This window comes from Nocardia arseniciresistens, from assembly GCF_046764875.1.
Taxonomy (GTDB): Bacteria; Actinomycetota; Actinomycetes; order Mycobacteriales; family Mycobacteriaceae; genus Nocardia; species Nocardia arseniciresistens.
On record NZ_JBKORD010000017.1, the window covers coordinates 44242 to 67264 of the forward strand.

Genomic DNA, 23023 nt, shown 5'->3' on the forward strand with positions numbered 1-23023 from the left:
CAAGCCCTATCGGCAACATTGTTACCTATATTATGCCGCCGCGCCCGCACCTAGCCCATTCCGGAGACACACCCGCCACACGCTCCGTTCAATCCTTCGCCGCGACCCCGGCCAGGAGATCCAACCCTTGCCCCACCAAAGGGTGCCGTGCACCGTCCCTCTCCACACACACCGCGTGATCCTCCGAAACGGCATATCCAGCAGGACCGGTCGCCTGCTCCATCAGGGCGACGACCTGGCGGGCAAGAGCGTCGACCCATCCACCAGCCGCCCCAGGAGGACGCTGCGATGTCCGCAGGATTGCCAGCACAACTCCGTCGACCAGATCCATGACCGCGCCCGAATCGTGGATCCGAAAACGGCTCGCGGCGACCCCCGCCCGAATGGGAGCAAAGAGTCGGCGCCGAATCTCGGCAGCCCCGAGGATCCGATAGCCTTCCGCAGTCATCGCCGCCGCGAAGTCCGGCCGGGAAACGCCAGCCTCCGCGAAGGCCCGAAACTGAGCCCTGACGACATCCGCCGGATCCTCGAGGCAGCTCACGGCATCGTCGAGCGTCCGCGCCAACTCACTCACCACTTCCGCGATGGTCGCAGCGAACAACTCCTCTCTGCCCTCGAAGTGGTTGTAGAAGGAACCCGTCGCCACGCCGGCATTGCGCGTCAGCTCGGCGATACCAACCGTCGCCGCCCTGCCTGTGGCCAGCGCTTGCCAGGCGGCGCGCAGCAGCGCTTCCCGCGTGCGTCGTGCGCCCCGCACCCGAACACCACTCGAGTCCATGCACGCTCCCCGTGGTCTGCGACGCAATATCGGCAACACCATATCCGATATCTGAGACCATGGGCAATAAAGGCAACGCCGTGCCCGTATGCTGGTCGCATGACCGAAGCGCGAACCGGCGACAATACGGAAATGGGAAGCACCACCGAACACAATGACAGCCGAGCACGTCGCTCACCCGGGCGCCCGCGGATGCCGTTCGACAAGATCATTACCGCTGCGGTGCGCCTGGTCGACGAGGAGGGCGCGTCGGCCCTGTCGATGCGCAACCTCGCTCAGCGCCTCGACACAGGCACCGCCGTCCTCTACCGGGCCGTCAGCGGTCGTGCCGAATTGATCGAATTCGTGGTCGACCGCGTTTTCGGCGAGGTAGATCTCGCACTCAATACTCCTCCAGACGGCGACTGGCAACAATCATGCCGGGCGGCCGCGCAAGCCACCTTCGACACGCTCGCCCGGCATCGAGGGATCGCACCGCTACTCATCGAGCAGGTTCCCACCGGTCCCCACATCCTCGCGCTTCGCGAGCACTTCCTCGCCGTACTTCTCGACGCCGGCTTCGCCCCCGAGGCGGCGGCCCTGGCTTACGCAACGCTGGCCCGCCATGTCGTAGGGTTTGCCGCCCAACTCCACGCCACCGACGACCCCGGCCCTGAGCCCGCTCGCATCACGGCGCTCTTTCAGTCGCTCGATCCAGGCCAGTATCCCGCCACCCTCGCGGTCGCCCATTGTTTACCCAAGCAGCGACTCGAAGATGAGTTCCGCTTCGGCCTGGACATGATCATCGCCGGGCTGGGCAGCCACCATCCCACTCCCCCGCCGGAAGACCGCGATCCGGTCCGGACCGTCGAGGCTCGACGCCGTCGAACGTCATCGAAAAAGTAGCGGAGAGGCCACAGCCCGGCCGATGCACGGCATGACGCCGCCGGCAACACCCCACCCCCAGACACTCCTCGATCAACCTCGCCAGCGGTGATATTCGGCGTCGGCGCCGCAAGAGCTGCATGCCCCCGACCTCTCTCGCCGCTATAATATCGGTCACATCGTAGCCGTTATTCATTGACGAACACACTTCGGTCACGCACTGTTGCCACCATGAGCACTGTGCCGGCATCCGAAACCCGCGTCGACGGAGACACGCTCGCCTCCGGTCACCGCGGCCCGTCGATCAGGGATATGTCGCTGGTCTGTGGCGCCTTCGCAGTTGTCATGCTCGGCACCACAGTGCCGACACCGATGTACACCCTCTACGCGACCGAGTTCGGGTTCGGCATCGACACCTCCACGCTGATCTTCGCAACGTACGCCGCGGGAGTTGTGGCAGCGCTGATTCTCTTCGGGCGATGGTCCGACATGCTCGGACGGCGACCCGTGCTGCTCGCGGGCCTCGGCCTTTCGGCGACGAGCTCGTTGGTATTCCTCATGGCCGGGTCAGTCGAGCATTTGCTGATCGGACGCGGGTTATCCGGGCTGTCTGCGGGACTTTTCACCGGGACGGCGACCGCGATGATCACCGAGATCGCGCCACCCTCATGGAAGACCCGGGCCATGGTCGCGGCCGGGGTGACCAATATCGGCGGGTTGGGCATCGGACCGATGGTGTCCGGCCTACTGGTGCAGTACGGACCGTGGCCGCTACGCCTCGCGTTCGCCGCCCACATGGCGATGGTCGTTGTGGCAGCGCTGGCAATCAGCAAGGTGCCAGAAACTGTTGCCCGGCAACCACATACCCACCTCGGGGTACAGCGATTATCGATTCCGCCCGGGGCGAGGACCGTCTTCGCCCGCGCCGCATCGGCGGCTTTCGCCGGATTCTCGGTAGTCGGATTGTTCACCTCGGTCGTTCCGACATTCTTGAACCAGTCACTGCAGATCCACAACAAAGCCATCGCCGGAGTCCTGGTCTCCGCGCTCTTTCTTGCCTCCGCGGTTGCTCAGATAGCGGCCAGAAGGCTGCCTGCCCGCGCCGCCCTCCTCGTGGGCTGCACAGGCCTGGCACTCAGCGCAGTTCTCATCGGCCTAGCCCTGGGCACCGAGTCCTTACCCATGCTGATCGCAGCCGCGGTCAGCGGCGGCGTCGGCCAGGGCACCAGTTTCAGCAAGGGTCTCAGCGCGGTAGTGCAGGCAGCCCCAGTATCACGTCGCGGCGAGATCGCGTCCAGCTACTTCGTCGTCGCCTACCTGGCGATCTCCGTTCCAGTTGTCGGCGTCGGTCTCGCCGCCCGGTATTGGAGCCTGTCGCTCATCGGACTGATCTTCGGCACGCTCGTCGCGGTAGTTGCCATGTCATCACTAGTCGGGACTTTGCTCGCCGGCCGTTTCCGCGACCCCCGCGTTGCGCCACACGCTCCAGGCGCCCACCCTCCCTCGGCTTCGCCCCCGCCGAATACGCCTAAAACGCCTCGGCAGCGGAGATCTCATCCTCACTGAAACCCCCGATCGGGACCGCGATCAACGCACCACCGAAACCGGTCGAGTTCCGCGGGAGGGTTTCTCGCGACGACGCTGAAAGTGGCGGTTGCCTTCGAATGCCCGCCTCGCGACCCTCCGCCGCGGTCGAGCCCGAAGAGGGCCAGAAAGGTCTCGGCGCCCACTACGTCGGCACCGAGCCGACCGCCCCCGAGACCCACCGGCGAGGACCATTGCCGGAGTCCAGCCGCTGCGCGAGCTTCCGCATGGACAGCGCGTCCGTGCCACCCTCATCGACGATCCGCAGCGCAGTCGCGACGATCCGGTCCAGAGGGACACGTGGACGAGCGGCGGGCTCCGGCAGGACTGCGGCTGGCCGTCACGGCGCCGGTATGCCGGGCGCTTGACACCCAGGATAATAACGGCAACACTGTAGCCATTGTGTCGGAGGGGAGTGACCATGAGGTATTTCGTCATGCCGGACGAGGACCGCCGGCTCGCCGCCGCGTCGCGGCGGCGCCTCCGGAGGAGCTTCGCCGAGCTGTCCGACGGGGCCACGCACTACGAGCTGACCGGGCCCGAGGACGGCCCATCGTCGTGCTGACGCCCGGGCTCACCATTCCCTTGTTCTACGGGGACGGCCTGGTCTCGGAGCTGCACCCGCGGGGACTGCGCACCCTGGCCTATAGCGCCTACGGGCGTGGCTACTCGGACCCCGCCGACATCTCCGCCGCGAGCGAATGAGGGCCGTGCTCGCCGCTGTCGCGGCGATGTTCGGGGTAGTACTCGGCGCGACCCCGGCCGCCGCCGACGGCGCGGCGGCGGGCGCCGACCTCCAGGTGGCCCAGACGCTGGGCGACCGGGAACTGACCGTGATCATCCGCCGAGTGGACACTCCCCCCGCCCCGCTGCGGGTCGACGTGGTGACGCACGCGGGAACGCCAGCGGGGCGGCTGGAACTGCGGGTGGGCACGGCGGGGGAGATCGTGGGCACCACGGCGGTCGAACTCGGTGCCACGCCGGGATTTCACACCGCGGCGCTGCGGGTGGACCGGGCGGGCCCGTGGCAGCTGGCGGTGGACGACGGCGCGCAGGTGGCGACGATCCCGTTCGTCGTCCCGGCGGGCGTCGCGTCGCCGTGGGAGAACGCCACCTACGGCGGCTTCGTCGTGGCCGGGGCACTGCTGCTCGCCGCGCTCGGCCTGGCGGTGTCCGGACGGGTCGGCCTCGCGGTGGTGTCGGCGGGCGGCATGGTGGCGGCGCTGGCCGTGGCGGTCACCGCCGCGGTCCTCGCACCGGTGATCCCCGCGCCACCGGCGCCCGGCGCGCAGCTCGATCCCACGTTCGACAACGTCAACGACCCCTACCAGCGACCGTCCACTACGGACCAGGCGGCGGGCTTCACGCGACCACCGGTGAGCGTGGTGACCAGTATGGTCGGCGAGGACCTGCGTCTTCAGGTCACCGATGGCGCCACTGGCCGCCCGGTCGACGACCTCGTGGTGCACCACAACGCGTTCGTCCACCTGGTGGTCGTCGCCCCGTCCGGTGCCATGGCGCACCTGCACCCGGTCCGCGTCGCGCCCGGCGACTACCGCGCGCGGCTCAACCCTGCCGAGACGGGCGTGCACGCCGTCGCGGCGGAGCTGGCCAGACGCGGCGGCGGCAGCCAACTCGTGCGCTCCACGGTCCACGTCACGGCGGAAACCGCAGCACCCCAGCGCAAGACCGCGCCGGGCCCCGGCACGGTACGGGCCCCGGTCCAACCGGCCGGCACGCCGACGACGGTCACCGCGTCGTTCGGCGCAGCGGATCTCCAGCCCTGGCTGGGCATGCTCGGCCATCTGATCGTCGTCGGTCCCGTCGACCACCCCTCGGCGGCGGCGGGTGCCCCGATCTGGGCCCACGTGCACGCGATGCTCCCGCGGACGCCCGGGTTTTCCGAGCAGCCGGACGAAAGCGTCGCGACGTTCGGCCCGGACGTCCGGTTCACGTACACGTTCCCGCTACCCGGCCGCTACTTCGCCTGGGTCCAGGCCCAGCGCGACTACACGGTACTCACCGTGCCCACCGTGATCGACGTGCCCGCACCGAAGGGAACGCCAGGATGACACGCGGAGTCCTGGTGACCGCCGCGCTCACCGCCATTGCCGTCGTCGTCGCGGTGCTGCTGTGGCCGAGCAGTCAGGGACCAGCGACCTCGACCGTCCACCTCGGACGAACCGCGGTGACGCTGACCGTGCACGACCCGAAGCAGGGCGCCAACACGTTGGAGATCGCGGTCACCGACGACACCGGCCAACCGGTCACCGGGAACACCGTGGGCACCGTCACGGTGGAACTCGTGATGCCCCAGATGGGTCATGCGCTGCCACCGGTCACAGCCACACCGGCCGGGCCGGGCCACTACCACGCACCGAACACCGACATCCCGATGCCCGGGGTGTGGGAGGTGACGGTTTCCCTGCCCGACATCGGAGACGCCGTCTTCTCCCTGCCGGTCACCTGAAGTCGACGGAACATCGAAAGGAGCAGGTTCATGGACATGACGTTGCCAACGGCGGCGTCCTCCGCCAGGAGGGTCCCGCGTGGCCTCACCCCGGCGAGTGTCGTGCTGGGTGGGACACTGCTGTCGCTGGTCGGGCTGTCCTGGGACATCCAGTGGCACAACGACGTCGGCCCGGACACGTTCTTCACCCTGCCGCACCTGTTCCTGTACGCGGGCAGCGCGGCCGCCGGACTGGCGAGTCTGGTCGTGGTGCTGGCGACCACGGCCGCGCAGCGCTGGGGACGGCCCGTCGACCCGATCGTGGGCGGACGCGTGGTCGGCGTGTTCGGCCGCACCTTCGCCGCGCCGGTCGGCTACCTGATCTCCGGATGCGGGGCGGCGTCGTTCCTGCTCTACGGGTTGTGGGACCAGTGGTGGCATGGCCTCTACGGGTTCGACGCGATGATCGCCTCACCGCCGCACATCGGTCTTCTGCTGTCGATCACCGTGACGATGGTCGGCGCCGTGATGGTGTTCGCGACCGCACGGGAACACCGCTGGGGTGTGCTCGGCATGATCGTCAGCACGGCCATCCTGGTGGCGTTCAGCATGGTGACGGTGATCGGCCTGCAAGCCGTGTCCGACGGCAACGAGGCGGTGGACGTCGGCGTCGCGTTCATGTGCGTGCTGCTGCTCATGATGTGTGCGCGCGCACTGGACCGGCCCGGTGGTGTGCTCGGCGTCGCGGTCGTGGTCGCGGGCATGCAGGCGGTGCTCTGGTGGTTCTCGCCGTGGGCCGCGGAGGCGTATGCCGTTGCGGTCGGGCTGCCGTTGCGGGACTACCTCGACGACGTGCCGACGCTACCGGGGTTCATCCCCATGGCGCTGGTCGTGGTCGCCGGACTCGTCGAGTCGCTGCGCCGCCTGCCCGGCTGGGTCGTGGGTGCGATCGGCAGCACCGTCCTCGGCGTGTGCGCGCCGCTGCAGCGAGCCTGGCTGCACGGCAACGACATGCCGGAACTCTCCGCCGTTCTCGTGGTCGCCGCGGTGGCGGTGGGTTTCGGTGCGGTGGCGGGATTCCTCGGCACCCGGTTCGGTGGCCTGCTGCGGCATCTCGCCCCGGAGAAGGAGACGAACCATGCGTAGGACACTCGTGGTGTTGGCGAGCACGATCGGTCTGCTGCTCACACCGGCTCTGCCGGCCGCGGCCTACCCGCCGGTGAACATCGTGCACACCGAACGCGTACAGGCCGGCCCGTACGCGATCACCGTCGGCTTCAGCACCTGGCCGATACGAGCGACGCAGTCGCTCGACTTCACCTTCACCCCCGACGGCGGCATCGCGGGCAAGTCCGGCGTTCTCGAGGTCGTCGGGCCCGAGGCCGAGCAGTCGGAGCCACTCGCCCGGCACCCACGCAAGCGCGAGGTCTGGGGGCTGGACGTGGAAAGCCTGCCAGCACCGGGCAACTGGAGCATGCGGTTCACAGTGGACGGTCCGGACGGGAGAGGCACAGGCGAGCTACGCGACCTGAACGTGCTGGAGCAACCCGGCCCACCGATGAGCCTGAGCTGGGCGGTCAGCACCGTGCCCCTGCTCGGCCTCATCGCACTGGTCGTCGTTGCCTGGCGCCGGACACGCACACCCACGACGGGGTGACGGCCAGTCAGCCGGCGGAACGGTCAGCGGACCACGGCATCAGGCGGTAGGTCCTCGCGGCTTACCAAAGGCAACCGCACCGACGTCAGCACGTTGACGAACCGCCCGTCAACTGCGCCCTCGAATCTCGGCAGTAGACAACCAGCTCCCGGTACAGCGGTGGGTCCGATGCCGCATGTGGTGGCTCCAGCCGTGGGGGACGGTGTTCGCGGGGATCACCGTGAACCCGCCCCCCTCGACAGCCAGTCGCAGCGCTGCGGCCACCTGACCCACCCGCGCTACCTCCCGCGGTGTGAACCCGAGAACGCGACGCCCAGTCGAAAACCTCCGACATCCCCTGCTCGACCTCGAAAAGCACCCACTCGCCCGCACCGAGCTCAGCTACCGTGGCGCGCCCGCCGTCATGAGGTCCGCAGCCGGCCACCACGTGACTCTCGAAGCCGCGAGTCACCACGGTCCCGTCCTAGCCGTCCGGTCGTGTTCCGACCGCGACGTCACCGCACCCCGCACGCATCGCCGCTTAGAGATCCCTGCAGTGGGAGTGGTCGTGCAACCGCATCACCGTGGCCGGGTACTGGTCGTGCTAGCGCACGATGCTCACCGGAGGCCACCGACACGGATGGTCACACGTGCAACTCACCTTCCGCACCGCCGACTAGGTCCGCCACCGACTTGCGTGCCGCCAGCCTCGATCACCGCCTGGGCCCGGGGCAGGAAAGCGCGGCCGGCTGCGGTCAGCGCGACACCATGTGGTCCGCGCTCGAACAACTCGGTGCCCAGTTCCCGTTCGAGCGCTTCATCTGCTGCGACAACGACGGCTGGGCCACGAGGAGCTGGTTCGCGGCCGCGCTGAACGAGCCGCACCCGCAGCTCGCGACGAAGTACTCGAGCTGACCCAGGCGCCCGGGCACGCTCCTCCGTCGCCATGCCACCAACCTGATTTTTGGCTACAACGTATCCGAAACGATGTGGAGGAGCGGAGTTCAGCAGTTTCGCCACCCTTCGTGCGGTCCACCGACTGCCACCTTCCCGCGCCGCCCGCAGACCTCTGGAGTACCGATGCCCCCGTCTGGTCCATCGCATCCGCACGAGCCGCCCGCCGCAGCGGTCGACGTCGGCGGCATGGTCCCCGCGCTTCGCCGCCTGATGCTGTCGATCGCCGTCTCCCAGTTCGGCATCTCCATCGTGTACGGCGCGGTGCCCGGCGTTCTGCTCGCCCTCCTCGGTGCCGTGGCCGCCCTCATCGCACAACCCCTCGCCGGCAGCCTGTCCGACCGGACACACACCCGGCTGGGCAACCGCACGCCCTACGTACTCGGCGGGAGCCTGTGGCGGCACCAGTTCTGTGGGCGATGGGCTGGACCCAGTCGCTGCCGGTCCTCGCGATCCTCTACGTCACCTCCGAGTTCGCCCTGAGCGCAGCGCAAGGACCGCTCGCCGCCGTACTGCCCGACCGGGTCCCCACCGAACGACGCGGCCGCTTCAGTGCCGCCCTCGGCCTCGGGATCATGCTCGGCTCGGTCATCGGAAACCTGCTCGGCTCGGTGATCTCCGCCGACTTCCCCATCGCCTACCTCGTCGTAGGCAGCGTTCCCGTCGCCCTCGCCTGCTCACGTCTGTTCGTCGTCCCCGACCCCGACAACCGATCCGCCACCCGTGCCGTCCCGAGCGGGCGACACTGGTGGCGGACATGCGCCCAGGCCACGCGTTTGGAACGGGCTCGGGGCATGCGCAGTGACCGGCCGGTGCGGAGATTCAAGATCAGTTCGCGGTCGAGCGCGCCACGTCCTTCGATATATAGTGCCTGGTAGATGGCTTCGTGGCTGATCCGCATCGACTCGTCGTCGGGGAAGTCGATCCTCAGCCGCCGCGAGATTTGCTCCGGGCTCCATGCCTGGACCCATTGCCGGTCCGAGCGATGCGGCTTGTTCCGGCCGGTCCAGGCTCCTGTCACCGGGCCGGCGGCGATCTTGCCATTCGCGTCGACGATTCGCCCTGCGAGGCGCTGCTGCACGTACTCCCGAAGATGTTGGCTATCAACAAGTTTCGCTGTTTTCGGTCGTCTGGCGAACAGCTCGGCCTTCCACTGTGCAACCGATGCGCGGTAGTCGAGCTTGCCTCCGCGGGTCGCGGCATTTCGCCGCAACTCGCGCGAGATGGTCGACGGGCTGCGGCCCAGCGCCTGTGCGATCTGCCGTACTCCCTTGCCGTGCGCTTTGAGCAGCGCGATCTCCTCACGCTCGGCGAACGACAGGTAGCGGCCGCCGCGCGGGCTCCAGGAATACGGTGACATTCCGCCAGCATCCCGGAACCATCGAGTACCCGCGACAGGCGATACCCCTACCGCGACACCAGCTTCCGTCGGCAGCATGCCTTCTGCGATCTTGCCCCAGAACAGTCGCTCCACTGAGCGTTGATGCCCGGGATGTCCCGGTGACCTCATCGGCGCTCGTCCGGTGACCTCCCGCATCCAGTCCGATGGCCTTCCCATAACACCCTCCATGACCTCGGGTGTTGCGTCCACCGGTTGAACCTGAGCAATACACGTCGGTGCGGTTCGGTGAATCGCTGATGCTGTCGGGGATGATTCCATCGATCGGCTTGGTCGGTGATGCATTCGATAATGCGTTGGCAGAGACGACAATTGGACTCTATAAGACCGAAGCGATACGAGATAGCTCACCGTTCCGGCGCGGCCCCCTCAACAGGCTCGCCGACGTCGAAACCCTCACCGCGGATTGGATCCACTGGTATAACACCAGCCGACTCATGCACCGACTCAGCCGCACACCACCGGTCGAATACGAAGCCGACTACTATGCACACCGCGCCGAGCAACCGGCCGGTGACAGATAAACCGGTGAGTATCAAACCCGGGACGGTTCAGTACTGGCGGTGCACGCCAGCGGATTTGGTGCCTTTCTTCAGGAATCCGGTATCGTCACCGGCCAGTACGGCGGCGGGGTCGCCAAGGATGTTCGACGACGTAGTCACGCACATCGTCACGGACCCCGTCGACATCCCAGTCGGCGGCGCGTGGCAGCCGCTGCATCCTGTCCGGACAGCTCTCACCTGCCCGCCCCCCGCGGCTCAGCGCGAGTGAACCGCTCCCCGATTCCTCACTATCAATGAATCTGGTTCGGCCACAGTCCGATCCAACACCCGACAGGTCTACCAGGAACGAACACGCGAGTGCAGTTGCAGTATTAAATCGACAATGCGCATTGTTGATCAGCACGGCAGGCGGTCCGAAGTTGCTCCGCGTCGTCGAGCACCTGCCGCCACTCGCGCTCGTCAGTACATCGAGGCGCTGAATAATGCTGTCGCGCCGGGAGATTCGGCGGTTGCTCGACCTTCCGTGTCGAGCAGGTCGGCCACGACGCCGAGGCCGAATTTGACAAGTGTATGCGCAATCGCCGCGCCGATGCCACGTGCGCCCCCGGTGACGATAGTGCTACGACAATGGTTCGGCACGATGCCGACCTTTCGATATGTTCCGGCCTCTGACACATCAGAATCTCGCAACGGAGACCATGGGGTTAAGGCCGAAGGTCATTGATGCCGAAGGTCTTTAGACCTTCGCACTGCTTTTTGTGAAGCGGATCACTGAGACCCATCTCGAGTGGTGGCTCACCAGACCGCCTGGTAATTTCCGGATTGTTCTGTTGCAGCGTCGCGCATCACCTTCAGCCTCTGACCCGGAACATTCCTTCGATCCACAGTTCGTACGTCTCCTTCGTCGTAGAACGAGGCGGGATTCGTCATAACTACGCGCAGCCGATCTTCGGTGTCGTTCTCGACGGCGAAAGCGGTGGCAGTGATGGAGCTCTCATGACACACGTCATCGCGCCGGCTTCGGGACGCACGCGAGATATACCCGACGCCGTGGTGCGGAGTCGCAGTTTGTTGACGGGATATTTCGCCGGACTCGGCTTTGTGATGGCCGTTTGGGGAACCCGGATTCCGGCTGTCCAGGAATCCGCCGGTCTGGACACCGCAGGGCTGGCCGCGGTACTGCTCGCCGCCGCGGTCGGCATGGTCGCCGGTCTCCAGGTGGGCGGTCGACTCGCCGGGCCGGCCCGATTTCCCCACCTCTTGACCGGCGGCGGACTCGGTCTCGCCGTCAGCCTCGCTTTGCTCGGTACCTGCCGAACTCCGATCGCGCTCGGCGCCGCGGCGCTGCTCTTCGGCGCCGCACACGGTGTGCTGGACGTCGCGGCGAACGCCGCTGCGGTTCGGTGCCAGCAAGCCTACGGCCGACCGATCATGTCGGGCTTCCATGCGGCCTACAGCCTCGGCGCGCTGGGGGGCGCAGTGGTTGCCGTTGTCGCCGCACACTATTCGCACATGTACGTCTTCGGCGTCATCGGCGCCGTGGTGGTCGTGGCCACGGTTGCGGCGTCACCGGTTACCCGCTGTGTCGGATCGCCAGCCGCGGACCTTGGTCCGGCAAAGACGGTGACGCAGGAGCGCCTGCCCGAACTGTCCCGGTCTCGGATCTGGCTATTGGGGTTGTTGGCCGCCGCATGTCTGCTCGGCGAAGGCGCTGCCGCCGATTGGTCGGCAGTCCATCTCATCGGACTGCATGCGTCCCCCGCGACCAGCGCCGCGGCGTATGCCGGATACAGCGCGGCCATGGCCGGCGGCCGTCTCATCGGTGATCGACTCACCGCCAGCTTCGGTGCGCGGAAAGTAGTTCGGACCGGCGCGGTTCTGGCCTCGGTCGGACTCCTCGCGGGCCTGTCGATGAACAATGTGCCATCCGCGTTGACCGGCTGGGCCGTTTTCGGTCTCGGCCTAGCCGTCACGATTCCCTCCCTGTTCACCGCAGCGGGAGTGGGTGGCCCTCGCACGGTCGCCACCGTGGCCGTGGCCGGCTACCTCGGACTCCTCGCGGGCCCGGCGCTCATCGGTGCCCTGGCCACCGTGACGACGCTGCCCGGCGCCCTCATACTGCCCGCCCTGCTCGCCGCAGGCGTGGCTGCCCTGTCTCATCGAGCCTTGGAGAACTAGTGGTAACCGCACTATCGCACCAGCCCGCAGAAATCGACGCGGTCATCTTCGACTACAACGGCGTCATCGGCCTGCACCCCACCGTTCCCATGTGGAACAGGCTGGCTGAACTCGCCGGATGGCACACAGACCAGCTCGGACTCTTTCAGACCGTATTCTGGAGTGCCCGCGAACCCTACGATTCCGGCGAGTCCTCCGACACCGACTTCTGGATCGCCGTGCTCGGCCACCGCCCGGCCCCGGAACTGCTCAACCAGTTGCGTGCCGTCGACACCGCAATGTGGACCCGGACCGACCACCGCGTCGTCGCACTACTCCACCAGGCCCGGCGGGCAGACCTCCCCATGGTGCTGCTATCAAACGCGCCCCATCCGGTGAGCGAGGCACTCGACGAGTCCCACTGGCGCACTCTGATGACCGACGCGCTCTACTCGGCCCGGCTAGGCATGAACAAACCGCAGCCCGACACCTATCGAAACGCACTCGCCGCGACCGGGGTTCACGATCCCGGCCGCGTCCTGTTCGTCGACGATCGTGCCGACAACTGCCAGGCTGCCGCACGCCTCGGCCTGCGCACTCTCCACTACACCGGCTCACCCGCCGATATCGAAGACCACCTCCGCATCGCTACCGTCGCTACGTAGGCCCCGCGCGTCGTCAAAGGGGATTCCGATACCGGATTCCTGAAGAAGGGCACCAAATCCGCTGGCGTGCACCGCCAGTACTCCGGCAACGCCGGGGCTTGTCCGTAAATTACTGTCGAAGTTGATCTTTGAGGCGGCTCGACGGGTGGCGGCGGGATGCTTGGGTGTGTGTCTGCCCGAAATTGTGTATCCGTTGCCAAGTTGGGGGTCAAGTTCGATCAGCTCCTGCCGCATCTGGATGAACGCCGTCGTCGGCTCTATCTGGCCAGCGAGGCGATTGCGATGGGCCACGGCGGGATCGGTGCGGTGGCCGCCGCCTCCGGCATCAGCACCGCCACCGTCGCGCGCGGTATCCGCGAACTGACTACGACTCCCACACCGACCCGGCGCATCCGGGCTTCAGGCGCCGGTCGCAAGCCACTGGTGATGACCGACACCGGCCTGCTGCCAGCGCTGGAGGCACTTATCGAGCCGCACACTCGCGGCGATCCGGTTTCCCCGCTGCGCTGGACCACACTGTCGCTGCGCACCGTGGCGGTGACCCTGACCGACCAGGGTCACCCGGTGAGCGCCACGACCGTCGGGCATCTACTGCACGCACTGGGATACCGTCTGCAGGGCACGACCAAGACCCACGAAGGGATCTGCCATCCAGACCGCGACGCGCAGTTCGCGCACGTCAACGCGACCGCTACCGCCTTCCTCGACGCCGGGCAGCCGGTCATCAGTGTCGATACCAAGGCCAAGGAATGGATCGGCAACCGCGACCGTCCCGGACGGACCTGGCGTCCGGGCAAGAGCCCGGTCGAGGTGAACTGCCACACCTTCGTCACCAACGATCAGCCGGTAGTCATCCCCTAGGGGGAGCGTCTCACCGGGCACCTGGACCAGAGCTTGGCCGAGCACCGGTCCTATAGCCAGTCTTAAGTAGCCGCTGGGCGCGCGGTCGTGAACGTCCGCATGTGCCGAGTTGAGTGCGTTCGGCTGGCTCGCCGTCCGGGCCTGCCCAATCGGGCTGAACCTCCGGGGTTTGCCGATTTGCGTGCTGTGTGGTGGTTTCGGTGTCACTACTGGTTGGGGTTGTACCGGAGTAGGTTGTTCGAATGACTGTGGCGGGGGCGCTTCGTCCATAGACTTGTTGTTGTCGTCTTGTGTTGGTCCCCAGTCCGTTCTGCTGGTGTTGCCTCGAATCATTTGCGGACGGCGATACCGGCGTAATGAGCAGAGCAGGAGTACCAGATGACCGAGCCGTTCCCCGCCCCACAGCCCAGCTACCTGTCGGCCGTGGGCTCGCCGAAGAAGTGGGTGTGGCTGGTCGGTGCCCCGGTACTGGCTCTCGTCCTGGCGGCACCTGCATGGAACAGCGCTCCGGCAGCGGCCGACGTCGCTCAGCTGGATATCGCGGCGCCCGTATCGACACTTGCGGTCAAATTCTCCCCGGCCAAGCAGGACATCACCTCCAGCCAGCGCAACGCCATCCGGTCTGCCCAGCAGTACCTCAACTACTCTGCCTTCTCCCGCAGCGGTCTGATTCACCAGCTCGAGTACGAAGGCTTCTCTACCGCAGACGCTACGTTCGCGGTGGACAGCCTGAATGTGGACTGGAACGAGCAGGCAGCAAAGAGCGCCAAGCAGTATCTCGAGTACACCTCGTTCTCTCGGTCCGGACTGATCGATCAGTTGGTGTACGAGGGCTTCACGCGCGCCCAGGCCGACTACGGAGTCAATGCCGCCTACTGACAACCTCTTTCGGTGGTAGGCCCGGACACCGCAGCGCCCCCTCCGGGCTCCTCTCGCTCGACGGTGGCGATGTCACGTATCGCGCGCGGGTCCGCGCACCTGCGCCGCATTGGTACCGGAGCGCAGGGTGAAACCTATGGTCAGCGCCGACGTACCTGCTGACTGTTTGCTAGAAGCGAGCACTGCGGCGCGCGGCCGGTCGCAGTGCTCACGTGGGCGCGGCGCGTGGGGTTTTCATCACCAGCAAAGCGTTCACGTCGGATGCCCGGGCTTATTCGGTCTGGCTTCAGTCAGCGGGAGTGAGCGGTAATGCCGCGACCCGCGCGGTTCGACGCGGCCAGGCGGCCTAGCTGAAGATCAACTGCCCGAGACCATCTCAGGGCATTTGCACCTCTAGGACGATCCGCTAGTCCTGCTGGTCGGCGGCGTGGTTCGCAACGGACGGATTCGAACCCGATCGCATCCGAGTACAGCGGGACGAACGCCGACGAGGTCCTGAAGTCCACGAAAGCCGGTTCGGCGCTATCGAGAGGGGTAGCTGAAACCAACTGTTTGACCAAATTCACTTCCCACAGTAGGGAAGGAAATTTGTTTGACTCACCTAGTTTTCGGGTCGAATGTTATATCAGACTCACTTGTGAACCCTAGAGGAGTGATCGCGATGGGACACAAACACCGGCAATCTATGCAGCCCGATTTCGTGCGCTGGTGCAAGCTCCGGGCGAGGATCGCCCACGCCAGCAACCACTTCGAGATGGCGACGATAACGAATAAGGCCAACCTGATCGAAGCACATTGGGCCTACAGCCCGCATGCCGCGAAATGGTTTCGCCTACAGGGACGCAATCCACAATACATAGCCCATATTTCGCACGAAGCCAGCGAAATCCATTGGGGAGTCGTCACCGTTGAGACGTACTCCTCGACCGATATCGCCGACGCCCTCACCTGGACCCTGTTTCGCCTGCAGCATTCCACCGACAAAACCATCCGCTTCTCTGTCCACCGAACGGGCTTCGAGAAGCCGATCTACCGAATGGACGGCACGCTGAACGATGTTGTCGATCGGGTATCGGCGTGGCGAGACGGTTACGAGAAGCGGGCAGCGTAAACACAATTCGCCCCGGATCGCATCGCCGGTGTTTGTCGGCGCCTATCCATGAGAAAGACCTGGCAGCACTCGCGGTGACCGCTCTGACCGAGCCGGGTCACGACAGCCACGCCTACGCCGTGTGGGCCCCGAGTCACTGACCCTGCAGCAGCAGTGCGGCATATCGGTGCGGCAATCGGCCGCGAGATCGCCTTCGAGATGATCTCCGTCGACCAGGCGCGTGCAGAACTGGGCGAGACCATGCCGTCGATCGGCGTCGAGGCCGTCATGGCCGGATGGAAGGCCGGAGCAGCCACACCACCGCAGGTATCGACGATCATCGAGGAGGTCACCGGCCGCCCCGCGCACATGTTCGCGCAGTGGGCGAAAGACCATGCCACCGACTTCCGTTGACCGGTCGTGAGTGTTGCCGCTCCGCATCCCGCCGTGCGGGACGCGGAGCAGCCGCCAACACCAGCCGACGTCGCTGAGCGAGCCGAACGAATTCGCCGAACTGATCTCGGTCTGTACGTCACCGAGTTCTTCGCCGAAGCTTTTCCCTTGACCCCCGACCATTACATGGCCGCTGGCGGTCAGGTGAGAGGTGCCAGCGGGAGAAAGGTTACGGCCATCCTCGCCGGCCACGATGAGACGAGGAACGTGCGGGGCGAAGGCGGACGGACATCACGAGGCAGTGTCCGGTACGTGCAGTCTCTGGCAGATGTCATCAATACTGCAGGGGCAGCCGCTGGCGTGGACGCGTTCAACTCCGCACTACGACGCGCCTTTGTGTGGCTGCTGCAGGACTGGTTTGTTGATCGCGTCCGCGATGACAGCCAGCGACTGGCCGAGATCCTTCGGGACGACGACAAGGACGACGTCCTCGCTACCGTAGCCAGATTGTTCGGAAGTGAGATCACATCTCAGCACTGGCGACGCCCTGAAATGCCGATTACCGTGCATGGTGGGGGCGGGTACGCCGCGCTGATCCTAAAGGGTGGCGGCATTTGCTTGATTGTTGCGGGAATCGCCACCGTGGATGACGGGGCCGTGCGATCCTTGGCAGGTTGATCGCATCAGATGCTCTGTGTAACAGGATATTCGACCCGTTGTCCGCAAACGACAGGAGCGACCCATGACAAAGAGCACCGGCTCGTCCAATTCCCGCGGCCCGGCCCCAGCCACATACACTCCGACCGCAGGCAATTCCCACGGCCCGGCCCCAGCCTCGTACACTCCGGCAGTGGGCAAGGCCACGCTGACGCTGGAGAACCTGAACGGTCGGCCCACGCTCCGGATGACCGAAGGGCAAGCAATCCCGCTGACCATCGACATCGTGGACGCGCAAGGTCAGCCCGTCGCGCTCTACATGGCAGGCACCGCCCGCGCCAACTACCTGATAGAAAGCCCACGCGTCACCAACTGGGGGAGCTGGGGTGTCTGGGGCGAGTGCCAACCCGGCGAGTTTGCGGTGGGGATGAAACTGAAGACGGAACCCGAGCAAGGGCTCGGCGACGACACCGCACTGAACGCAATTAAGCTCCTGTGCGCTGCCCCCGGCTCTGAAAAATCTGCTGAAATCCGTCCGAGCTCATCTGGCGCCTGGATCTTGCCTAATTGTTTCGACGCGTTGAAAGAACCTGTATCCGAACCCAAGTAACGCTCAGCAGCTCGCCGGAGGGGTCTCGGCAACGGGGCCCTCTCCGCGCGGGCTTCCGGCGGTCGGCATCCGACGTCCGCTCATGCCACCTGTCGCGCAGTCACGAATAGAGCGGGCCTTCGCCTTGAAACGTCCGATAATGCCGCTGGGCGGGCGTTCGCTGGAGGCCGCCAGGCGCTGTCGTTGTTCGTGGACACTGCCTTCTGCGGACTGGCGGTGCCGTCGAGATTCGTGAATAACTGCCGTCAGAGATGACGGACAAGCCGGCAGGTCCTTGTCGACGATACGGCGCACCGAGGCGCCAGGAAAAGCATTACCGATCGGGCGGCCGGTCGCTACATCCCATACGCGCACAGTTTGCTCCGTGAAGGGTGTCAGACCTTTGATCCCACCCGAAGTTGGTTCGCCAGCGTCCACTATCGCGTTCGCCTACCGACGGGGTGAGCCCCGAGGCCGTTTACTCCTGGCGAGTGGATGCGGTTCGCCGGTGATCGTCATAAGTGCTTCGATGACATCGCCGCGGAGATGGGTCAGTACAGCTGTGTCTTCGTGGTACCGCCCGACGTAGACCCGCTCGACCGTCTCGCCGAACAGCTGCCGGACGTGGACACGCACGGTCTCGGTGATCGAGTAGGTGGTGACCTCCAATTCCCTTGCCCAAGGCAGGTTCTCGCGGACGCGGTCCCAAAGCCCGTCGTAGCGCCTGCGGGTGATCGGCCGCCCGTTGCGCTTGCGCAGCACGCGATATGTGATGGTCTCACCTCCCCGACGTGCGGCATGCCTTCCCAGCGCGGTCATGAGGCGGGGAGAAACCGGATGCCAGTGAAACCCGCCGCGCCGCGTGTGTAGCCGCACCAGGCAGTTGTCCTGGTCGAGATCGTGGAGTGCGAGATCAATGACAGCTTGCCGGCCGCAAGCTGTTTGGATGTGCAGCATGACGATCAGTTCGTCCAACTCGGGGTCGTCACCGGTGGTGGACGCAACGCGATGAACTTCCAGCAGTTGCTCGCTGGTGAGAACGTCGCCTTTGCTAGCACGCCGGGATGGAAGCTTCGCCGCCGACGCTGGATTGCTGGAGGGATCGATGAGCTTGTCACGCTCGGCGTGCTTGTAGAGGCGCCGCAACGCCGACAGCAGATTCTCCGCAGCTGCATGTCCGCCACGCGAATTGGCGCGACCATGAGAACGAATCTGATGCGCATCCATCAGTTCTTCTATCTCCCTGGTGGTCGGCTCGTGCAACTCGCGGTCACCCCACTCCTCGCTGATCGCACGCCATGACGACTCATAGGTCGCCAGCGTGGTCGTCGCGACCCTCGTGCGCAGATGGTCGATGTACTCACGAAATCGAGGAGAACCAGCCGGTGAGCGGCCAAAATCGCCGGCGCGGCTGTCGAGCATCGGCGGTTGCCGATGAGCCGAAGGTTGTGTCGTGGGGACTTCGCCGAAACTCACGGTGCTCCTAACACGACGCGACGAACGGCGCCTGCAGAACGGCACTGTTCATCGGCTCCGAGACAATCGGGAAACCGACAGCGCCAGCGCCGAATGCGCTGGACCGATTGATCGACCGCCCCGGCTCGAACCGGAAATACTTCACGGCTCGCAGCGACCATCACCACTGTCAGGTACACATCATCCGACGCTCGCCTGGCCACGGTCAAGATCTTGAAGATACTCACCTTGATGACTCGTGCCCAGGTCATCGAGTGGTACTTGGCCCGGTTCGGACACATGGAGCCGGCGCAGGCCCGCGCCCGAAGCGGCGACGGTCCCTCCGTGCTAGCCGACGCTGGCATCGGGAAGGTGTCCGGGCCTCTCAATGACACCACCGCGCAGCATTTTTGCCCCGCTAAATGTGTCCGGACCCTGCCAAAGACCAAAAAATACACGGTTCCGTGGCAGATATGCCACAGAACCGTGTCATTGAGTGTCCGGAGGGGGACTTGAACCCCCACGCCCGTTAAAGGGCACTAGCACCTCAAGCTAGCGCGTCTGCCATTCCGCCACCCGGACCGGTGGTGCTCAGCAAGGTTATCGGATGTGGGCGCGTGGACCAAATCGCGCTTGGACCTGGTATTTCTCCGGCGGACATGGTGCGTGATGCGTGCCTTGTATATCTAAATCTCTAGTTGAGGGTGAGATGCTGCCGCACGATGGCGATCAGCCCCTCGAACCCGCCGCCGCCATCACCACCTGAATCTCCGTGCGACTGGGCCGATATCGAACGGCCAGCGGGCATGCATCCAGATGCATCACATCCGAATTGATCGTAGGTCGACGGCCGCTGTCGATGCCGTGATGCGGTCCGGTCACCCCTCGGTGCGGTGGGCGAGCAGCGCGGAATCCTGCCGACCGCCGCAGACGAGCTCGAGGCGACGTGGCCATGGATGCGCACCTACCGAGCCCGGACCGGCGAAATAGAAGGTGGAGCAGCCGGCGCCGTGGTTGCGATCGTGTGGGTTGAAACCGCCGCCGTCCGGGATCATGTCGGCCACCTGCGCCAAATGGTGCCGCATGGTCAGGTAAGTGGTCAGGTCGAGGTCCCGGACGACGAATGCGAAATGGGTCTCGCGGTTGTGCCGCTGTTCGTCGTCACGGGCCCGCTGTGAACGCATCGGAATTACGAGGGAATTACGGGAAGAAGTCGAGGGGAAGAATATTTCGATCCGCTGATCGCGACCTGGGTTCGGTGCACGGCGATACGCCTGCAGGATGTGAATACGATAAGCGTCGGGATCGAGTTCGTAGCGAGCGCATACTCGTTGTTGCACGACAACGCTCGGCACTGTCGCGCCCACCTGAAGCCCTGCGGCTATCAACTGTCGGTGCAATGTTGCGGTATTCGCTGGAAACAGCATGACCGCACAGTGATCGAAAACACATCGCTCCCAGAGCGGATCCCGCGCGCCCGCCATATGATCCGCTGCCAGGAGGTCGGTAAGAATGGCATGGGAAGGGTTCGCGGTGACGTATTCGATCAGCTGGTTCAGCCGGGCACTGTCGGTCGTATTGCAGCTGTCGGATGCGTCGACATCGTCGATACCTGGTAGTTCGATCACGGCGAGACCTAGTCGAAGGTAGCAATTCCCGCGCGACCCGACGTGGGATATCTGGCGGGCAAATTCTCGCAGGCAGTGCACCTATCACTCCGAAGATGATCTACCCAAGGGTGGGAAGTTGGGCGGGGAGCACACTGACAGCAGCCGCAGTATGGTTCGGCCACACACGGCTGCATCCTCACCTGTAGAGCCGATTCGATACCGAGCAGGACGGCTATGTCACATCGCAAGACACTCGACCGGATTCGGGATCTCGTACCGGACATCAGACAGCGAGCCGAAGATGCCGAGCGGGAGCGACGCATACCGGAGCAGACAATTCGAGAACTGTCCGAAACAGGCCTGTTCCGCATGTTGCAGCCGCGCGGTTTCGGAGGCGCGGAGTCCTCGCCCGTGGAATTCTTCGAAATTGTTCGGGTCATCGCGGCGGCGTGTCCGTCGACCGGGTGGGTCGCATCGGTCTTCGGCACACACGCATGGCAATTGGCGCTTTTCCCGCCGGAAGCCCAGCACGATATCTGGAATGACAATCCGGACGCCCTGATAGCCACGTCCTATCTGCCGTCGGGGGCATTGACGCCAGTGGACGGCGGCTTCGAAATCTCCGGCCGGTGGGGGTTCTCTTCCGGTTGTGATCATGCCGACTGGGTCATGCTGGGGGCGCTCGCACCGGACGTCGATGGTGCGCCGGGAGTTCACCTGACATTGCTGGTGCCTCGTGGCGACTACGTGATCGATGACGTGTGGCACGCGGTGGGCCTGGCCGGCACCGGAAGCCATGATCTGGTGATCGATAAGGCTTTCGTACCCGCTCACCGGGTCCACGACGCCGAACGTCACAATGCCGACACCGTGGTGTCCGATATCCCTGCGCTGTACCGTCTTCCGTTCACCAGCATCTTGCCCGGCGGTGTCGCCGCACCCGTGATCGGCGCCGCACAGGGCGCGTACGCGGCGTTCGTGGAGCGTATGAGCGACCGGATCGTCGACCCCGGTGTCCCCGTGCAATTGGCCCGTGCCGCGTCGGAGATCGACGCGGCGATACTGCAAATAGACCACAACCTGTCCGAGGAATTGCGTTACGCCGAAGCAGGCGAAGACATTCCACTCGAACTGCGCTTACGCGCCCGGCGCGACCAGGTCCTCGCCACCGAACGCGCGGTCGAAGCGGTCGAGCTGCTGTTCCGGATCGCCGGTGGCCGTGCCGCGCGCACTCCTCAAGTGCTGGAACGGCATTGGCGCGATGTGCATACGGGCAGCATGCACTTGGCCAATGCCGCGGAGCGAGCACTGGCGAACTTCGGACGTGGCGAACTGGGCATGGACGTAGCGGACGGGATCCTCTGAATGAAAGTCCTCGATCCCCATCTCCTCGGTGTAGCCGCCGAACTCCCCCGCTCGGCATACTCGACCGAGGAGTTACTCGACGCGGGTCGAGGACATCTGTCCGACCGGCTCGAGGAGATGTTGGGCAGTCTCGGCGTCCGGACCCGGCACTCGGTACTCGCCAACTACCCGGATGTGCTCTTTCGAGGCGCCGAACCCGAACTCGGCATCGCGGTGGTCGATCTCGCGGTCCGGGCCGCTCGCAAATGTCTCGCCAAGACCGAGATTGCCGTGGAGACAATCGGTTTGGTGCTCGGAGTGTCCAGTAGTCCTGGCCGACTGGTACCGAGCCTGGTATGCGATATGTTCGCGCGCATGCGGGAGCTGCCCAGGACCGCGCAGAACCTGAGTATCGAATACATGGGCTGCTCGGCGATGGCGAAGGCCATCGACACGGCACGGTGGTATCTCACCTGCAACCCGGGCAAACGGGTCCTGGTCTGCTTCGCCGAAGCGACGACACCGCTGTCCCCGCCGCTGAACGGTTTCTATCGGCATTTTCTCGAGGTGCCGCCGGACCAGCGCCAGCAGTCCGTCGATGCGCTGCACGGCTTTCTATTCGCCGATGCGGCGGTGGCGATGGTGCTGGGGGCTGACGGGGATGGGCCGAGTTTCGGTCCCGTGGCGAACCTGACGAACGACCTGCCCGAAGACGCCGAGCTCGGCACCGTTCCGGACGGCGGTTCGGATCTTCCGGTTGTGCAGGGGCGTCGGGCCTACACACTCAGTCCCCTCGTCACACCACGAGGCGCTTTCTACGCCAGAGAGACCGTCCGAATGGCGCTGAAGGACGACTCGTGCCAATTGGCCACTCCGGCCGACGCCTCGGTACTGCTCGTGCACACCGGCAGTGTGCGGATCCTGAACGCGTTGTGCGGAGAGTTCGGTGTCGATCCCGGTGATGACAAAGTCGTCTCGTCGTATCGGGTGCTGCGCGATTACGGCAATACCCTCGGCTGCTCGGTGCCCTTGATGCTGACCGAGCCGGTACGGCGACCGGCCGGGCAGGGCCTGCTTGTCGCGTTCGGCCTGAGTTTCGGCTGCGGCGTCTTCACGATGACCGTCCCCGTGGGCGGATGGACTCCGTAGATCGATG

General features: G+C 65.4%; 22 protein-coding genes, 1 tRNA gene and 5 pseudogenes. 21 read left to right on the plus strand and 7 right to left on the minus strand.

Features of this window, described 5'->3' with window-relative positions; all coding sequences use genetic code 11:
- Positions 1-88: 88 nt before the first annotated feature.
- Positions 89-778 carry a TetR/AcrR family transcriptional regulator gene (locus ACLMAJ_RS28505; protein WP_412016938.1) on the minus strand — a complete coding sequence of 230 codons (690 nt, stop codon included), beginning with the start codon at positions 776-778 and terminating at the stop codon, positions 89-91.
- 99 nt (positions 779-877) lie between these two features.
- Here ACLMAJ_RS28505 and ACLMAJ_RS28510 point away from each other — a divergent pair, with 99 nt between their 5' ends.
- From ACLMAJ_RS28510 to ACLMAJ_RS28545, 8 genes are all read left to right on the plus strand, one after another.
- Positions 878-1663, plus strand: coding sequence for a TetR/AcrR family transcriptional regulator (locus ACLMAJ_RS28510; RefSeq protein WP_412016939.1), 786 nt, complete (start codon positions 878-880; stop codon positions 1661-1663).
- A 210-nt stretch (positions 1664-1873) separates the two neighbouring features.
- Positions 1874-3208: an MFS transporter gene (locus ACLMAJ_RS28515; RefSeq protein ID WP_412016940.1), complete on the plus strand. Its 1335-nt coding sequence runs from the start codon at positions 1874-1876 to the stop codon at positions 3206-3208.
- Between the two features lie 439 nt (positions 3209-3647).
- On the plus strand, positions 3648-3791 hold the full coding sequence (locus ACLMAJ_RS28520) for a hypothetical protein (RefSeq protein WP_412016941.1): 144 nt from the start codon (positions 3648-3650) through the stop codon (positions 3789-3791).
- Positions 3785-3931, plus strand: coding sequence for a hypothetical protein (locus tag ACLMAJ_RS28525; protein WP_412016942.1), 147 nt, complete (start codon positions 3785-3787; stop codon positions 3929-3931). The genes ACLMAJ_RS28520 and ACLMAJ_RS28525 overlap by 7 nt, the downstream gene beginning before the upstream one ends.
- Positions 3928-5298: a hypothetical protein gene (locus ACLMAJ_RS28530; protein WP_412016943.1), complete on the plus strand. Its 1371-nt coding sequence runs from the start codon at positions 3928-3930 to the stop codon at positions 5296-5298. Before ACLMAJ_RS28525 ends, ACLMAJ_RS28530 begins: the two co-directional genes overlap by 4 nt.
- Positions 5295-5696 (plus strand): FixH family protein, encoded by a 402-nt coding sequence (locus ACLMAJ_RS28535; RefSeq protein ID WP_412016944.1) that lies wholly within the window; start codon positions 5295-5297, stop codon positions 5694-5696. The genes ACLMAJ_RS28530 and ACLMAJ_RS28535 overlap by 4 nt, the downstream gene beginning before the upstream one ends.
- A gap of 30 nt (positions 5697-5726) precedes the next feature.
- The gene (locus ACLMAJ_RS28540) at positions 5727-6821 is read left to right on the plus strand and encodes a hypothetical protein (RefSeq protein WP_412016945.1); all 1095 of its coding nucleotides are present in this window, start codon (positions 5727-5729) and stop codon (positions 6819-6821) included.
- On the plus strand, positions 6814-7332 hold the full coding sequence (locus ACLMAJ_RS28545) for a hypothetical protein (RefSeq protein ID WP_412016946.1): 519 nt from the start codon (positions 6814-6816) through the stop codon (positions 7330-7332). Before ACLMAJ_RS28540 ends, ACLMAJ_RS28545 begins: the two co-directional genes overlap by 8 nt.
- 734 nt (positions 7333-8066) lie before the next feature.
- Here ACLMAJ_RS28545 and ACLMAJ_RS28550 read toward each other — a convergent pair.
- Positions 8067-8264, minus strand: coding sequence for a helix-turn-helix domain-containing protein (locus tag ACLMAJ_RS28550; RefSeq protein ID WP_412016947.1), 198 nt, complete (start codon positions 8262-8264; stop codon positions 8067-8069).
- Between the two features lie 127 nt (positions 8265-8391).
- Between ACLMAJ_RS28550 and ACLMAJ_RS28555 the strand changes: the two genes are divergently transcribed.
- A complete protein-coding gene (locus ACLMAJ_RS28555) occupies positions 8392-8748 on the plus strand; it encodes a hypothetical protein (RefSeq protein WP_412016948.1) in 357 nt (118 codons plus the stop codon).
- Positions 8685-8942: pseudogene (locus ACLMAJ_RS28560) on the plus strand (hypothetical protein); the annotation flags it as partial. The gene ACLMAJ_RS28555 and the pseudogene ACLMAJ_RS28560, both read left to right, overlap by 64 nt.
- Before the next feature lie 77 nt (positions 8943-9019).
- On the opposite strand, the pseudogene ACLMAJ_RS28565 reads toward ACLMAJ_RS28560, so the two are convergent.
- Positions 9020-9802 (minus strand): annotated as a pseudogene (locus ACLMAJ_RS28565) (transposase); the annotation flags it as partial.
- A 68-nt stretch (positions 9803-9870) separates the two neighbouring features.
- Here ACLMAJ_RS28565 and ACLMAJ_RS28570 point away from each other — a divergent pair.
- A pseudogene (locus ACLMAJ_RS28570) lies at positions 9871-10188 on the plus strand (integrase core domain-containing protein); the annotation flags it as partial.
- A 30-nt stretch (positions 10189-10218) separates the two neighbouring features.
- On the opposite strand, the pseudogene ACLMAJ_RS28575 reads toward ACLMAJ_RS28570, so the two are convergent.
- Positions 10219-10461, minus strand: a pseudogene (locus ACLMAJ_RS28575) (transposase); the annotation flags it as partial.
- 702 nt (positions 10462-11163) lie between these two features.
- Between ACLMAJ_RS28575 and ACLMAJ_RS28580 the strand changes: the two are divergent.
- The 8 genes and pseudogenes from ACLMAJ_RS28580 to ACLMAJ_RS28615 all read left to right on the plus strand — a co-directional run bounded on the left by ACLMAJ_RS28580 (position 11164) and on the right by ACLMAJ_RS28615 (position 17479).
- Entirely contained in the window at positions 11164-12345 is a 1182-nt protein-coding gene (locus ACLMAJ_RS28580) for an MFS transporter (RefSeq protein WP_412016949.1), read from the plus strand.
- Positions 12345-12989, plus strand: coding sequence for an HAD family hydrolase (locus ACLMAJ_RS28585; protein WP_412016950.1), 645 nt, complete (start codon positions 12345-12347; stop codon positions 12987-12989). Before ACLMAJ_RS28580 ends, ACLMAJ_RS28585 begins: the two co-directional genes overlap by 1 nt.
- Positions 12990-13145: 156 nt before the next feature.
- Positions 13146-13847 (plus strand): annotated as a pseudogene (locus tag ACLMAJ_RS28590) (ISAzo13 family transposase); the annotation flags it as partial.
- Between the two features lie 381 nt (positions 13848-14228).
- Positions 14229-14729: an Ltp family lipoprotein gene (locus ACLMAJ_RS28595; protein WP_412016951.1), complete on the plus strand. Its 501-nt coding sequence runs from the start codon at positions 14229-14231 to the stop codon at positions 14727-14729.
- A 661-nt stretch (positions 14730-15390) separates the two neighbouring features.
- Positions 15391-15840: a hypothetical protein gene (locus ACLMAJ_RS28600; protein WP_412016952.1), complete on the plus strand. Its 450-nt coding sequence runs from the start codon at positions 15391-15393 to the stop codon at positions 15838-15840.
- A gap of 153 nt (positions 15841-15993) precedes the next feature.
- Positions 15994-16233, plus strand: a complete 240-nt coding sequence (locus ACLMAJ_RS28605) for a hypothetical protein (protein ID WP_412016953.1) — start codon at positions 15994-15996, stop codon at positions 16231-16233.
- Between the two features lie 33 nt (positions 16234-16266).
- The gene (locus ACLMAJ_RS28610; RefSeq protein WP_412016954.1) at positions 16267-16890 is read left to right on the plus strand and encodes a DUF4928 family protein; all 624 of its coding nucleotides are present in this window, start codon (positions 16267-16269) and stop codon (positions 16888-16890) included.
- Between the two features lie 172 nt (positions 16891-17062).
- On the plus strand, positions 17063-17479 hold the full coding sequence (locus ACLMAJ_RS28615) for a hypothetical protein (protein WP_412016955.1): 417 nt from the start codon (positions 17063-17065) through the stop codon (positions 17477-17479).
- A gap of 429 nt (positions 17480-17908) precedes the next feature.
- Here ACLMAJ_RS28615 and ACLMAJ_RS28620 read toward each other — a convergent pair whose 3' ends face one another.
- The 3 genes from ACLMAJ_RS28620 to ACLMAJ_RS28630 form a co-directional block, all read right to left on the minus strand.
- Positions 17909-18934, minus strand: a complete 1026-nt coding sequence (locus tag ACLMAJ_RS28620; protein WP_412016956.1) for a tyrosine-type recombinase/integrase — start codon at positions 18932-18934, stop codon at positions 17909-17911.
- Between the two features lie 476 nt (positions 18935-19410).
- Positions 19411-19495 (minus strand) — tRNA-Leu (locus tag ACLMAJ_RS28625).
- A 296-nt stretch (positions 19496-19791) separates the two neighbouring features.
- The gene (locus ACLMAJ_RS28630) at positions 19792-20541 is read right to left on the minus strand and encodes a hypothetical protein (RefSeq protein WP_412016957.1); all 750 of its coding nucleotides are present in this window, start codon (positions 20539-20541) and stop codon (positions 19792-19794) included.
- A gap of 216 nt (positions 20542-20757) precedes the next feature.
- Here ACLMAJ_RS28630 and hsaA point away from each other — a divergent pair, with 216 nt between their 5' ends.
- The gene (hsaA, locus tag ACLMAJ_RS28635) at positions 20758-21888 is read left to right on the plus strand and encodes a 3-hydroxy-9,10-secoandrosta-1,3,5(10)-triene-9,17-dione monooxygenase oxygenase subunit (RefSeq protein ID WP_412016958.1); all 1131 of its coding nucleotides are present in this window, start codon (positions 20758-20760) and stop codon (positions 21886-21888) included.
- Entirely contained in the window at positions 21889-23016 is a 1128-nt protein-coding gene (locus ACLMAJ_RS28640) for a 3-oxoacyl-[acyl-carrier-protein] synthase III C-terminal domain-containing protein (RefSeq protein ID WP_412016959.1), read from the plus strand.
- The last annotated feature ends 7 nt before the right edge of the window (positions 23017-23023 follow it).

What these genes read in the sequence shown, in the direction of transcription:
- ACLMAJ_RS28505 (WP_412016938.1), bottom strand. Translation starts at nt 778, where the DNA reads ATGGACTCGAGTGGTGTTCGGGTGCGGGGCGCACGACGCACGCGGGAA.
- ACLMAJ_RS28510 (WP_412016939.1), top strand. Translation starts at nt 878, where the DNA reads ATGACCGAAGCGCGAACCGGCGACAATACGGAAATGGGAAGCACCACC.
- ACLMAJ_RS28515 (WP_412016940.1), top strand. Translation starts at nt 1,874, where the DNA reads ATGAGCACTGTGCCGGCATCCGAAACCCGCGTCGACGGAGACACGCTC.
- ACLMAJ_RS28520 (WP_412016941.1), top strand. Translation starts at nt 3,648, where the DNA reads ATGAGGTATTTCGTCATGCCGGACGAGGACCGCCGGCTCGCCGCCGCG.
- ACLMAJ_RS28530 (WP_412016943.1), top strand. Translation starts at nt 3,928, where the DNA reads ATGAGGGCCGTGCTCGCCGCTGTCGCGGCGATGTTCGGGGTAGTACTC.
- ACLMAJ_RS28535 (WP_412016944.1), top strand. Translation starts at nt 5,295, where the DNA reads ATGACACGCGGAGTCCTGGTGACCGCCGCGCTCACCGCCATTGCCGTC.
- ACLMAJ_RS28540 (WP_412016945.1), top strand. Translation starts at nt 5,727, where the DNA reads ATGGACATGACGTTGCCAACGGCGGCGTCCTCCGCCAGGAGGGTCCCG.
- ACLMAJ_RS28545 (WP_412016946.1), top strand. Translation starts at nt 6,814, where the DNA reads ATGCGTAGGACACTCGTGGTGTTGGCGAGCACGATCGGTCTGCTGCTC.
- ACLMAJ_RS28555 (WP_412016948.1), top strand. Translation starts at nt 8,392, where the DNA reads ATGCCCCCGTCTGGTCCATCGCATCCGCACGAGCCGCCCGCCGCAGCG.
- ACLMAJ_RS28580 (WP_412016949.1), top strand. Translation starts at nt 11,164, where the DNA reads ATGACACACGTCATCGCGCCGGCTTCGGGACGCACGCGAGATATACCC.
- ACLMAJ_RS28595 (WP_412016951.1), top strand. Translation starts at nt 14,229, where the DNA reads ATGACCGAGCCGTTCCCCGCCCCACAGCCCAGCTACCTGTCGGCCGTG.
- ACLMAJ_RS28600 (WP_412016952.1), top strand. Translation starts at nt 15,391, where the DNA reads ATGGGACACAAACACCGGCAATCTATGCAGCCCGATTTCGTGCGCTGG.
- hsaA (WP_412016958.1), top strand. Translation starts at nt 20,758, where the DNA reads ATGTCACATCGCAAGACACTCGACCGGATTCGGGATCTCGTACCGGAC.
- ACLMAJ_RS28640 (WP_412016959.1), top strand. Translation starts at nt 21,889, where the DNA reads ATGAAAGTCCTCGATCCCCATCTCCTCGGTGTAGCCGCCGAACTCCCC.